The 13,223-nt window shown below is 62.1% G+C and carries 10 protein-coding genes; all 10 read right to left on the bottom strand.

Going from position 1 to position 13,223, the window contains the following annotated elements:
* Positions 1-102: 102 nt before the first annotated feature.
* Positions 103-441, bottom strand: coding sequence for a DUF3223 domain-containing protein (locus tag QF040_RS13055; RefSeq protein ID WP_429611368.1), 339 nt, complete (start codon positions 439-441; stop codon positions 103-105).
* Positions 442-465: 24 nt separating this feature from the next.
* Positions 466-2,991 carry a DEAD/DEAH box helicase gene (locus QF040_RS13050; protein ID WP_429611367.1) on the bottom strand — a complete coding sequence of 842 codons (2,526 nt, stop codon included), beginning with the start codon at positions 2,989-2,991 and terminating at the stop codon, positions 466-468.
* The gene (locus tag QF040_RS13045) at positions 2,991-3,974 is read right to left on the bottom strand and encodes a HamA C-terminal domain-containing protein (RefSeq protein WP_429611366.1); all 984 of its coding nucleotides are present in this window, start codon (positions 3,972-3,974) and stop codon (positions 2,991-2,993) included. Before QF040_RS13045 ends, QF040_RS13050 begins: the two co-directional genes overlap by 1 nt.
* Positions 3,975-4,498: 524 nt before the next feature.
* Positions 4,499-5,545: an SLAC1 anion channel family protein gene (locus QF040_RS13040; protein ID WP_429611365.1), complete on the bottom strand. Its 1,047-nt coding sequence runs from the start codon at positions 5,543-5,545 to the stop codon at positions 4,499-4,501.
* A 131-nt stretch (positions 5,546-5,676) separates the two neighbouring features.
* On the bottom strand, positions 5,677-7,086 hold the full coding sequence (locus tag QF040_RS13035) for an ABC transporter ATP-binding protein (protein ID WP_429611364.1): 1,410 nt from the start codon (positions 7,084-7,086) through the stop codon (positions 5,677-5,679).
* Positions 7,083-7,925 carry an ABC transporter permease gene (locus QF040_RS13030; protein WP_429611363.1) on the bottom strand — a complete coding sequence of 281 codons (843 nt, stop codon included), beginning with the start codon at positions 7,923-7,925 and terminating at the stop codon, positions 7,083-7,085. The genes QF040_RS13035 and QF040_RS13030 overlap by 4 nt, the downstream gene beginning before the upstream one ends.
* Positions 7,922-8,899, bottom strand: a complete 978-nt coding sequence (locus QF040_RS13025; protein ID WP_429611362.1) for an ABC transporter permease — start codon at positions 8,897-8,899, stop codon at positions 7,922-7,924. The genes QF040_RS13030 and QF040_RS13025 overlap by 4 nt, the downstream gene beginning before the upstream one ends.
* Before the next feature lie 26 nt (positions 8,900-8,925).
* On the bottom strand, positions 8,926-10,488 hold the full coding sequence (locus QF040_RS13020) for an ABC transporter substrate-binding protein (RefSeq protein WP_429611361.1): 1,563 nt from the start codon (positions 10,486-10,488) through the stop codon (positions 8,926-8,928).
* Position 10,489: 1 nt separating this feature from the next.
* Positions 10,490-12,694: a TonB-dependent siderophore receptor gene (locus QF040_RS13015; RefSeq protein WP_429611360.1), complete on the bottom strand. Its 2,205-nt coding sequence runs from the start codon at positions 12,692-12,694 to the stop codon at positions 10,490-10,492.
* Between the two features lie 101 nt (positions 12,695-12,795).
* Complete coding sequence (locus tag QF040_RS13010) at positions 12,796-13,185, bottom strand: DUF2946 family protein (RefSeq protein WP_307607889.1); 390 nt, start codon at positions 13,183-13,185, stop codon at positions 12,796-12,798.
* Between the last annotated feature and the right edge of the window lie 38 nt (positions 13,186-13,223).

Here is a 13,223-nt window from a genome sequence, read left to right as displayed (position 1 = left end):
CTTCAATCTTCAAAGTGATGCTGAGGTCGACTCTAAATATCGACTGTTTGAGCCGTCTTTAATTTCTGAAGAGTTGCTCCATGGATTAAATGGATTTCGGATTTACTCGTGAGCCTGAGAAGCAAGAATCAAGGCCTTGTGAAAACTGAAATCGATTTCCGTTCCATCCACTCGTTTTACAAAAAAGCAATCGTTGATTCCGAAGTGCTCCATATCGGTGCCTCTGAAAAAATATGAAATTCCCGCTCCGGCCTTGGGCTCCCGCATTCCTTCGGAATTTGCATCATATGACTGAATCAAAGCAGCCAAATCGGCGTGATCCTCAGGGGCGGATATTTTGTCACCATTTTTATATCGAGAAAGCATTTCTTGAAAATGTTCTCTTGCTGCTTTTTGCGTTTTCCAGACTCTATCACCGCCCAAGTCAACTTTTTTTGCCATGTAAGACCCCTGGTTTGAAGAAGATTAGGAAAGCAGCATTTTTATTTCCGAAAGCAAAAGAGGGGAAAGCCCGAGCGACTCAGGAGATCGTTGTGCGAGCCACGCTTTCACTTCGGAAATATCCATGTCTTTGCGTCCCGCGATTTCATTTAATTTCATCGCCGTAACGCGTGATAGGCCAAGCGAAATGAAGCTAATCATCGTTCGATCTGAGGCGCCCAGTTCCAAATATAGGGGCAACTGCGGAATGCCCTCTGAGAGTTCCAACTGATCGGCTTCGCGCAGGGCGTGGGAGAGCAATGTGTTGTAGCACCCAAGCAGTCGCACTGCTTGAAAGCGAATATCCTTTTCAATAACCTCAAGCATCTCTCTGATTACTCTTCTGCGATCAATATCTGGTTTTTTCTTAATTTGAAATTCGATAAGACGAGGGAGTGGAATTCCCCTGATCCATTGCAGTGCGATAACGGCGTGAAATTTATGTATTTTATTATCTGCAGAGTGATGGAGTATAAATTGATAGCAAATCCTAAGAACTTCTGCATATGAGTCGTATGCATCGTTTTCCCTGGGGTGAAGCGGAATAAGAGCAGATGCAGATTCTTCTGAGATTGCTATTTGGTCGCAAAAATAGTTAAACAGATTTTGCTGTTTGTGCGCCGAAACACCGGGATTAAGTCGAATAATGGAAGTCGGGAGAGAGACATTGGTATCGGCATGAATCAATGCATTCATTAAATTGGAATGACCGGCGTTCGAAGCATCTATGGAAATTCTGCCGAGGGTCGCTTCGAGATTTCCATTCTTGTAGTCTGTAAATAACCGGACAAAGGTCGAGTCAAGATCGTGCGTTTGTTTTTGATCTTTAAAGGCATCGTCTCGAATTATAGAAATCAGCTCTGATGTACGAGTGTTAATGGCCTGCTCGATTGCTGGAACCACTATCGCATCTCGAGCTCCTTCAAGTGGTTTTTCTTTCCATTTTTCATAGTCGATAAGAAAAATGTTGCCCTGAAATTCTCGACGTAGTCGTCCAGCTCTGCCCGATAGATTCCAAAAATCAATGGATTGCAAAGGATGTGCTCTGCCTTTTTCGGGAGAGCACATGAATAAATTCTTTGCTGGGAGATTAACCCCTTGAAGCAGAGTGCTTGTGCATACCAAATAATCCAAAACCCCATTTGAAACTGCGTCTTCTATGGCGAGGCGTAACTGAGTTGGAATGTTTGAATAGTGAAAGGCGATTCCCCTTTTTACGCACTCAACCAACACATAGTTCGGATGCACTGCTTCCTTTGCCAAGTCGGCCAATTCTTCCTGTGCGGTTGTTGTTGCGCGACTAGAGAAAATATCCATTAATTGCAATGCAATTTTTTCTGCATCAGCCGCCCCATTGGCATAGACAATGTTTGAGCTGCCGGCGCCGAGATGCGCGGAGATTTGAACTAACTTGTCAATTCGACTGGCGATTGTCCGATTTATTGTAAGATTTTCTATTTGGGTTGGTGTGGCAGAGCCGTCTCCAGCGGTGCTAATTGAAATGCTTCCTTTTGTAGCGGATTTGATTTTTACAATCAAAAAATTCTGAGCCACTGTAGGCTCGCTGGACTTTAATTCGGTTAAAGATGGCAATCCAAAAAGCTGGCCGAATATATTCAAATTTCTCACGGCTGGACTTGCGAAAAGAAATTGAGTCTTCAGGTTCCGCGCCAACAAATCATCAATTACCCATTGAAGCAGTACGCCGCGGGAGCCTTCTCCTATTGAGTGGGCTTCATCGACCACCACGACGTTTGCCATAAAGGCACCATGACTTCCGAGCATCAATTGAAGCCGTTCTTGTGTCATTACGTATATGGCCCGTAATGGTAGATCTCCCTCGGCGTCAATTGGGATGCTTATAACTTCAGGCCTAGTGTTGCTGGTGTGAAGCATTTCCCCCAAGTCTAAACAGACCTGAGATATCAACGCTCGGGTAGGCACGACATACGCAACGATTAATGAGTTTTTTTGATTAAATAAGCTAACCAGATGATTTTGAAGTACAAAAGATTTTCCTGCAGATGTCGGTGCGGAAAGGGCGATTGATGCCTTCTTTTTTAAACCATCCCATAAGCCATACTGAAAATCGGTCAGATAGACACTGCTGCCGTTAACTTGTATTGACCTTTTTTCTGCCGACGCCATTTCTTCATGCGCAAGTGCAAGAGGAAGATCGCTCAATGAATTTTCAACATCAGGTCGGGTCGCGAATGAGGGAAAATTCCCAAGTCGTGCGAGCACCACTCGCAGAGCTTGATTCAGAGGTAATTTTTCTGCGCCAAATATTCCATAGGTGGAAGTGGCCACTCTGAACGCCGCTCGCCTATGCATTGGATTGTCAGAGCAAGCCAAAATAGCAGCGGCTCGAATAAGTTTGCTGGCATCGAGGCTTGCGTCTTGCGGAGAGTCAAGAAATCCGAGATCTTTTCGTATCCAATTTAATTCCAAAACCTTACTCATAGTTTGAAATCGATCATCCGCCCAAACGGTATCGCATAGTTCTTGCATCAGTCGTTCCATCCAATTTTGGCTTGAAAGATGTCGCGCAACTTTTGAACAGAAGGAACAGGAAATAGGAAAATTTCCATCGGATGATTTTCCAGTTCCGCATCGATTAAAGCTTGCGATATCAGGGGAGATATTTCCTTCAATTTTTCCACAGCCATGCTCCGAAAATCTGCTTCGCTCGCCTTGCCAGACTTTATCTTTGCATCGCCAAACCCCTCATAGTCGAAGCCAATGAGGCAGGTTGAGATATCGTGCTTAGAGTTCGAATTTTCGCTGTAAGGGTTTAAATATTCTAAAAGTGTGTCGCGGGCATCCTTGGGAATTCCCGACAGTGAAATATTGGTTTGAACCAACTGCAGTTCGTGTTCAAGTTTTTCGGGTTGAAGGGCTTCTTTTATTGATTTTGCCGCTGCCTTTATTGCCTCATTGATATTCTTGTAAATCTTGGATTCGCCCCAGTAAAATAAAAGGCGAGAGGTGCTGGCGCAGTATTTAACGTGTATGCCATCAGAACCGTGGATTGGCATCTCGGAATTAGTCTTAAGAGACATCTTGGCTACTAACTGCGGTGCGTCTAGTATCCATTCTGTCATCAGATAAAGAAGAAGTTCTCCGGCTTCGCCATTTCTATTTGTTGCTCTATTCGCCTTTTTGAAAAGGGATTTGGCGCTTTCTATTAGCTTTTGGTGCAATCGACCAAACTCCATTGCATCAACTACCCCGTACTGTTTTTTTAAGGAGTCGACCTCAGAGCGAGGTGTGCAGAACGGGATAAGGTGATCGGACAGGACTTGGACAAGATCGTCAATCGTCGCCTTGCCCTGCCTTATTGCAGGAAAATGCAAATGCAAATTTACACTCTCGCACTGACACGAAACTTGGTGCGAAACTTGGCGAATTCGTGGAGAAAGGGTGGAGAAATCTCGTTGCAATGCAGCCAGCGCTGCCGCAAGACTTTTTTCATCAAATGAGGTGCTGGACATAATTCTTGGATTGATGCTTCATTTGATCCCTGATCGCACAGTTTCGCCGGGGAGCAAGGTTTGCTCCACGAGCATTAGTAATCAGCTAGAAATATTTTGCAATGCTGCATGCGATAGGGACGGGTTGGAAACCCCATATTTGGGTGATAGCGAAGCGGCGGGCGTGCTTGCCCATAGAAGGAAAAGCAATCTCGTTTCGATGAGCCATCGAGCACCGGCGCAAAATTACTCGTGGAGAGGTCGGCTTCAGGTCATGGCGATAGCAGCCATGAGGACCGGATGAGAGTCCCCTCCCGCGGGCTCATGCGCGAATGCGGCGCGGAGAGAAGTCGTCGCGCGACTGCATTGGGCTCGTGTTGCGGCAGGGAGGTTGCCCTTTAGACAGGTGATCGACGCGATCTGATGCGCTGTCTCGGAGCTAAGGGCGATCGTTCAACTGTCATCCACCCATCGTTCAGCAGCGATGCTGTGGCCCCGACCGTCTGTTGCAGTTGGATAGCTTTAGTTGCTGTGGCAAATCTCTCCTAATTCGTCAGCAGTCGCCCATTAAAAAGAATCCGCACCGTCTGAATCGTCAACACAAACATCGTCGCGGTCAGCACCACCAACATCCCCTCAACCAGTAGCTGTAGCGGCACCTCCCCCCGCACCCCCGCATACACCACCCCCGCATTCACCATCGCAGCCAGCGGAAAACTAATCGCCCACCACCCCGCCCCAAACGGCACGCTCCGCCTGAACACCTTCGGCGCCAGCACCACAAACAAAAACAGCCCGAAGTAAAACAACAGCCCCGCAAACAGATCCACCCGCCCCGTCAGGTTCACGTATGCCGTGAACCCCACCTCGAACGGCGCGACAAGGATCAGCAGCGAGGGCGTCATCGCCGGGGCGAGGGGTTCGTGCTGAATCAATCGCGTGACGATCATCGTGAACAGCACGAGCGCCATCACCGAACCCACGGCCGCCGACAGCAGCAGCACCTCGCCGGCCCGGGCCATGGGCATGTGGCTACCGGTGACGGGAATGTCGAGCGCGGCGACGCCCGGAATGATCCACGCGGGCACCGCGTGCGCGGGGTGGCAGTTGCCGCCCAGCAAGCGCGAGACCACATGCGCGGCCAGCAGCAGCGTGGCGACGGTGCCGGCGATCCACATCACCTGGCCCAGCGTGTCGTTGTAGTGGCCGAGCACGGCCGACTGCAGCAGCAACGCGATCGCGATGGTGCCGAAGAAGTTGCCAGCGATCGGATGGTTGAACTCCGCCTTCACTGCCGCCGGGTGCCGCAGCAGCTTGGCGCCGTAGGCGATGGCGAGCACGACGAAAACGAAGGTGGCGAAGAGGCCGATCACGTCCGACACCACGCGCGGTACGACGGCGCCGAACTCGGTGTGCGCAAGGCGCCAGCCCATCGAAAGGCCCGAGAGGCCCATCACCGCGGCGAACAGGCTGACGGGGAGGTTCTTGATGGACGCGCTGGAAGCAGCAGTAGCAGTAGCAGTAGTACTACTGGCCGCAGCGGCGGGGCGGGCGTCCATCGCGGTGAGGACGGAGGTAGCGGAATTTGTCATGCGCGCCAGTCTCGGGCGCATCGGCTTGGGCTGTTACGGCCGTGGGGCGGCGATTTCTGCCAAATCCTTGCGTTGTCTGACGTGCGCGCGTGCGTGCGTGCCTGCGGCTCGCCGCCTTTCTCGTGCCGGGCTCAACCCGCGGCAAGCCTCCAGCGCTGCGTCGCCACCGCATCCGCAATGTCGTCGTCGTGCGTCACCAGCATCAGCGCCGCGCCGCGTTCGTCGAGTGCGTCGAGCAAAACGGCCATGGCTTCCTGCTGGGAGACCGGGTCGAGCCTCGACGTCGGCTCGTCGGCGAACACGAGCGCGGGCTGCACCGTGAGCACCCGCGCGAGCGCAACGCGCTGCAGTTCGCCGCCGGACACCTGCGAAGGTCGGCGCGCCAGCAGGTCGTGCGGCACACCCATCCGGCCGAGGTGTTGCAGCACGGCGGGCCATGCGCAGCGATGCCGTGCAGCCACGTCGCGCAGCGACTGCCCCAGGGTGACGTGCGGCGCGAAAGAAGCGACGGGGTCCTGGTAGAGCTTCTGGAAGGCGGTGGCGTGCAGGCCTTCCGCGCGCCGCACCACGCCGCGGTCGGCGGGCATGAGGCCGAGCAGCACATTGCCGAGCGTGCTCTTGCCGGTGCCGCTGGGACCCTGCACCACGAAGCGGTCGCCGGCGTGAATCTGCAGATCGACGCCGTCGAACAGCGGCTTGCCGCCGAAGCCCTTGGACAAAGCCTGCGCGCTGAGCACCGGTGCGCCCGCCGAAGTTGAGGCTGCTGCACGTCGGGGCCAGCGCGCGGGGTCGGCAGCGACGAGCCGCCGCGTGAACGCATGCTGCGGGTCGGCCAGCACGGTGCGGGCAGCGCCGCGCTCCACGACCTGGCCGGCGCACAGCACGATGAGCTGTCCGCCCAGCGCCTCGGCCACGCGCAGGTCGTGCGTGATGACCACGACGCATCCACCGCGGTGCTGCACGCCCTGCAGCATCGCCACGGTGTGATCGCGCCAGTGCGCATCCAGGCCCTTGGTGGGCTCGTCCGCCAGCAGGATGCGCGCGCCGCCCGCGCATGCCACGGCGGCGGCGGCGCGCTGCGCCATGCCGCCGGAAAGCTGCCATGGGTATTGACGCGCGGATGCCGCGAGACCTGCGGCGTCGAGGTCGTGCAATGCAGCGGCTTCTGCCTGGTCGAACGCGGCACCGCGCACCAGTTCGTGCGTTTCCGAGAGCTGCGGCGCGATGCGCATCAGCGGGCCGAGCGCGAGGCTCGGCTCCTGGGGCAGCAGCGCGAGGGTGCGCCCCCAGCGCGGTCGCCGCGCGCGGGCGTCGTCGGCGCGGCTCGTCGTGCCGTCGAGGGTAACGCTGCCGCTGGCGCGCAACGCGGCCGGCAGGTTGCCCATCACGGCTTGCGCGAGCAGCGATTTGCCGGCGCCGCTTTCTCCGAGCAGGGTCAGCACTTCGCCAGCGCGCAGGCTGAAGGACACGTCGCGCAGCAAGGCCCGGGTGCCGACGTGCACGCCGAGGTTGTCGGCTGCGAGCAGAACGGAAGCGGTCATGTCGTTTCTCCATCGCCAGCCACGAGCATCATGCCGAGCACCACCGCCATCAGCAGCGCAACGGGCGCGGCAATGAGCCACGGCGCCTCTTCGTAGTGGGGAAGAAACTCGGTCATCATCAATCCGAGTTCGGGCGTGGGCGGCTGCAGCCCGACGCCGATGAAGCCGAGCGCGGCCAGCGCCAGCACCGCCTGCGCGGCACTGAAGGCGAGCAAGGTTCCCAGCACGGGCGCGAGGGCGGGCAGCAAGTGCCGGCGCAGGACGTAACCCGTACCGAAGCCGAGCAGGCGCGAGGCCTGCACCGCATCGCTCGCGAGCACCTGCCGGCTGGCGGCGCGGCACACGCGGAAGTACTCGACCCACAGCGACAGCGACAGGCCGATGTACAGCGCCCAGTGCCGCCCCGGCGCCAGCGCGGCGAACAGCAGCACCAGCAGCAGGCCCGGCACCGAGAGCACGGCATCGGCCAGCATGACCAGCGCGCGTTCGATGCGCCCGCCGCGCCAGCTCGCGGCCACGCCGAGCAGCACGCCGGGGACGGCCGCGGTCAATGCCGCGAGCAAGGCCAGGCCCAGCGAGAGCCGGGCCGCATGCGCGAGGCGTGCGAGCACGCTGCGGCCCAGCACGTCGGTGCCCAGCCAGTGGGCGGCACCGGGCGGCAGCAGGGTGTCGGCGAGCGTCTGGCGGGCGGGGTCGATGCCGATCAGAGACGGTCCGAACAAGGAGAACGCCGAGACCAGCGCGAGGATGACGAGACCCGCGCGGCGGCGGAGGGTCGTGCGGCGCGCGCCATGGCCGGCGAGGTCGAGTGCGGGCATATCGATGACGCTGCCGCTCATGCCGCCACTCCCATGCGCCGGCGCGGATCGAGCGCGAGGCAGGCCGCATCCACCAGCAGGTTGAACACCACGAACAGCAGGCCCATGCAAAGGGCCGCGCCCTGGATCATCGGCACGTCGCGCCCGAACACCGCATGCACCAGCGCGTGGCCGATGCCGGGCCAGGCGAAGAGGGCCTCGACGACGACCGCGCCTTCGACCAGGAACACCGCATGCACGCCGAGGTAGGCGACCACCGGCGTGGCCGCCTGGCGCAGGCCGTGGCGCACGAGCGCCTGCCTGTCCGACAGGCCCTTGGTGCGGGCGAATTCGAAAGACGCGGAGGCGGCGGCCTGGCGCATTGCGGAGCGGGCCACGCGCGCCAGCCCCGCGGCGAGCCCGAGGCCGAGCGTCAACGCGGGCAGCAGCAGGCTGCCGCCGTGGTCGTCGCCCGCCACCGGCACGGCGCCCAGGCGCACCGCCACCACCACCATCAGCAGCACGGCGAGCAGAAAGGGCGGCAGCGCGCGCAGCACCACGGCCAGCGCCAGCGTGAAGCGGTCGACCCATCCGCCCGCATGCAGGCCCGACCAGATGCCCAGCGGCAAGCCGACGACGGCCGCGACGAACACCGAAGCCGCCGCCAGTTCGATGGTCGCCGCGAGTTGATGCGCCACTTCGCGCCACACCGCATGGCCGCTGACCAGCGAGGTGCCGAGATCGAGCCGCGCGATGTCGCCCCACCAGTACAGCAGCGCGAGCCACAGGGGCCGGTCGAGCCCGAGTTCGAGGCGCACGGCATCGGCTGCCGCGTTGCTCACGAGGTCGTAGCCGTAGCGCCCCGCGGCGATGCGGGTGGCCATGTCGCCCGGGAGCGAGCGGGCCATGAAGAAGCACACGGTGCCCACCAGGAGGCCGAGCGCGAGGATCTGGATGGCGCGGCGCAGCAGCATCGCGGTCCAGGCGGTGCGGCTGGGGGGGATGTCAGGGGTCATGGTCTTGAGGGGTTCGATGGTTCCGTTCATGTGGCCCACCTCATGGCGGTGAGCCGGTAGGAGCGTTCCAGCGGGTCGAGGCTCACGCCCTCCAGGCGCCGGCCCACGGCCACCTGCTGGCGATACCAGGTGATGGGAATGACCGGCAGCTCGGCATGGAGCACCGCCGTGACCTGCGTTCGCAACGCAGCCGCGCGCTCTGCCGACGAGGTGCCGCGCGACAGCTCGGCCAGCGCGCGCGCGACCGCATCGCTGCGCCAGCCCATGGCGCCCCAGTCGCCGCCCGAGGTGCCGAAGTCCTGCATGAGCGTGCCGGTGGGGTCGGGCACGGTGGCGTAGTTGCGCGCGGCCAAGCCGAGCTGCAGGCTGCCGTCGCGGTGGCCGAGGGGTATGTCGCCCGAGTTGCCGATGCCGACCTGCACGGCGATGCCGGCCTGCCGCCATTGCTCCTGCAGCGCCGAAGCGATGAGCGGGAGCTCGGGCCGGTCGGGAAAGGTGCGCAGCGACAGGCGAAGCGGCTGGCCCGATGCGTCGCGCAGGCCATCGGGCGCACGTCGCCAGCCGGCTTCGGCCAGCAGCCTTGCCGCGGCGTCGGGGTCTTGCTTCAACGGCGGCAGAGCGGTGTTGTGCCAGGCCGCCATCGTGGGCGGAAAGAGCTGCGTGGCCGCCAGTTCGGGGTCGCGCAGCAGCGCCTTGGCGATGCCGGGCCGGTCGATCGCGAGGCTCAGCGCCTGTCGCACGCGCACATCCTTTAATGCGGGCAGCGTGGCGTTGACCTTGAGGATCACGGTGCGCGGCAGCGTGACGGTGTCCACGCGTACCTGGCCGCGCTTGCGCAGCCGCACGAGGCTCGCCGGATCGAGGCCGTAGGCCAGGTCGGCCTGCCCGCCTTCGGCCATGAGCGCGCGGGTCTCGGAGCGGCCGGCCGCCAGATACCGCACGCGCTCGATGGCGGGCCGGGGGCCGTCGTAGCCGTCGAAGACCGCTGCCTCCACATGCTGCGGCGGCGCCATCGACACCACGCGGTAGGGCCCGCTGCCGACGATGCTTCGCACGGCGCCGTCGGCCGCATAGCTCGCGGGTGCGAGCACCATCGTGCTGCTGTGCGCGAGCAGTGCCGGCAGTGCGCCGTAGGGCTGGGTCAGCCGGATCACGATCACTCCCGCACTCTCGGCCTCCACCGAGCGGATCGGCGCCTGGCTCAGCAGGGCAGGCGCCACGCACGCGGCCTGCAGGCAGCGCACGACGGCGGCGGCAGTAACGGCCGCACCGTCATGAAAACGCGCGGCCGCGCGCAGCGTGAAGTGCCATGCGAGACCGTCGTCCGACACGCGCCAGCGCTCGGCCAGGCCCGGCAGAGGCAAGCCGTCGTCGCTCGCGTTCATCAGCGTCTCGGTGATCTGCATGCGCGTGAACACGTGGCCGCTGCTGGCGGGGGACAAGCCCGCAATCTCCCAGGGGCCGACGATCTGCAGCGGCGCGCGCGTCGTGGCCGGCTGCGCCAGCAGGGCAGTCGATGCGGCGGTGACCGGGCCGGCGGCAAGGAACTGGAGTGCGCGGCGGCGCGTGAAGTCGGGTGGCAATGTCATCTCAGAACTTGGCCTGCAGGCCGAGGGTGACGGTGCGCGGTGTGCCGGGCGTGACCCACACGCGGCTGTACGAGCTCGCGTAGTAGGTCTTGTCGAACAGGTTGTCGACGTCCAGCGTGAGGCGCAGCGTGGGGTTGATTCGCCAGTACGCGACCAGCTTGGCGGTGGTGTAGGCCGGCAGATCGAACGCGGGCTTGCCCGCCTTGGCCTCGGCCTGTGTGCGCGCTTCGCCGAGGCGCCTGCCCACGTGCGTGACCCCGCCGCCGATGCCGTAGCGCTGCCCGTTGGCCAGGCCGTCTTCGTACACCGCGAGCACGCTGCCGTTGACGCGCGGTACGTTCAGAAGGCGCCCGCCCGCCTCCAGGGTGTTGTCCTTTGCGATCTCCACGTCGTTGAGCACCAGGCTGGCGGTGAGGCGCCAGTGCTTCGAGAGCTGGCCCGAGAAGTCGAACTCCAGGCCGCGGCTGCGTATTTCTCCAGCCGCCACCGAGTAGCCCGCGTTGGCGGGGTCGGAGGTGAGCACGTTGCGCTTGCGGATGTCGAACAGCGCGGCGGTGGCGCCCATGCGCTGGTCGGCGCTCTCCCACTTGGTGCCCAGCTCCAGCGAGCGGCCGGTCTCGGGCGCGAAGCCGTTGGCGGCGACGTCCGAGCCGGTGTTCGGCCTGAACGAGCGGCCCGCGTTGGCGTACACGGTCCATTGCGGTGTCGGCAGCCAGCTCAGGCCGATGCGCGGCGAGGTCGACGAGGGCTCCTGGCGGGCCGTGGTGGCGTTTCTGCGGTTCAGCAGCGACTGGCTGTAGTTGTCCGCGCGCAGGCCCGCCACCAGTCGCCATTGGGGCGACAGCTTGATCGCGTCCTGCACGTAGAACGCGGTGTTCTGCTGGTGCTCCAGCGTGTCGGTGTTGGCGGTGGGCACCGGCTGGCGCTGGCCATACACCGGGTTGTAGATGTTGATGGCGTAGGGCCTGGCGGCGGTGGGGTTCGCGCGCAGCATCAGCGTGTCCATGTCGAAGCGGAAGCCCTCCACGCCGAACAGCAGTTCGTGTTCGATGGCGCCGGTCTTCAGGTTGCCTTGCAATTCGGCTTGCAGCGCGACGTCGTTGGAGCTGAAGTCGCGAAAGCGCCGCTGCCGCGTGAGGCTGCCGTCGGCCCGCAAGGCGGCGGGCTCGGTGGCGAAGCCGTTCACCGAGGTCTCGCGGTACGAGACGCCCACGCGGCTGCGCCACGCGGAATTCCATTCGTGCGACAGGATGAACTGGTGCGTCTGGTTCTTCACCGTCACATCGCCGTCGGCCGGCTCGCCGAAGAACCGGCTGCGCGGCACGGCGCCCAGCCGGTTGCCGACGGCCACCACGCCCCGGTCCAGCGGCGTGGCATGGCGCAGGTACTCGCCCGAATACTCCAGCACCGTGTCGCGGCCCAGCTTCCAGGTGAAGGCGGGCGCGACCACCTCGCGCCGGGCGCCGACGTGATCGCGAAAGCTGTCGCGGTCTTCGGCCGCCACGTTCAGGCGATAGGCGAAGTTCCCGCCGATCGGCCCGGTCAGGTCGAGCGCACCGCGCTTGAGGCCCTGGCTGCCGGCGTACACCTCGACGGCGTTGGCCGATGTCCACAAGGGCCGCTTGGACACGATGTTGAGCGTGCCGCCGGGTTCACTGCTGCCGTAGAGCGCGGCGGCCGTGCCCTTGAGGAATTCGATGCGCTCCACGCCGGCCAGATCGCGCGGCGCATTGAAGCCGCGGTTCGAGGAGAAGCCGTTGAACAGCGTCGCCATTCCGGTGCTCTCGTTGCCCGGAAGCCCGCGGATGGCGATGTTGTCCCAGAGCCCGCCGAAGTTGTTCTGGCGCGAGACGCCGCCCACGTAGTCGAGCACGTCGTCCAGCTTGGTGGCGCCCAGGTCGTCGATGGCCTGCCGCGTGACGATGCGCACGGACTGCGGCAGCTCGCGCAACGGCAGGTCGCTCTTGGCGCCGGCCGCTTCGTCCGCGTGATAGGCGCCGGACTCGGTGCGGCCGACGACTTCGACGGTGGTGAGTTGCCCTTGTGCGGCTGCGGAAGGTGCAGGGAGTGCAGCGGGTGCAGGAGGTGCATCCGCGGACTGGGCCATGGCCTGTCCGGAAAAAAGCGCCGAGGCCGCCAGCGCGAGCGGAAGACGGCGAAACAGAAACACGCGGCTGTTCGCGCGTGCGAGATCAAAGGAAGTCATGAATGGCAATCGACTGCACGCCGCCGCCGTGCATTCGAAGAGCCGGGCGCCGCGCAAAAAACAAACGAGCCGCTGCCCTTCAGATCAAGGGCGGCGGAATGTCAGGTCGATGCGTTCGGAGGCGCGCGCGAAGCGAAGGGCCAGCGGCCCGCAAAGGGCTCGAAGGCCGTGCCGGGCGGTGCGCGCGGCAGTGCGGTGGTCTGCACCACCTCGAGCGCGGCCGGCAACCGCGCGGGTGCTGCCGCAAAGTGCACATGGGCCAGGCAGCATTCGCAGACCCTGTGATTTTCCTGGTCGCCATGCGCAGGGGCGTCCGCTTCCGAGGCTGCGTCGTCTGCGATGGTGTCGAGGCCGGCCGCCTGCGCCATGCTCTCGACGGCCTCCCGCATATGGCCGGCCTCGTGCAAAGGCATGCCGATGGCCGCGTTGAAGAACACGGCCAGCAGCAGGAAACGGAGGAGGCGTTGAAGCGGGAGGGGGCGAAGCGGCATGACGGGAGGCGTTGGATCATACCGGCGCGAAAAACCGC

Origin of the sequence: Variovorax sp. W2I14 (genome assembly GCF_050435205.1) — a bacterium.
Classification (GTDB): domain Bacteria; phylum Pseudomonadota; class Gammaproteobacteria; order Burkholderiales; family Burkholderiaceae_C; genus Variovorax; species Variovorax paradoxus_C.
Note: the sequence above shows the minus strand (reverse complement) of the source record. Positions and strands in the feature narration are given on the sequence as shown.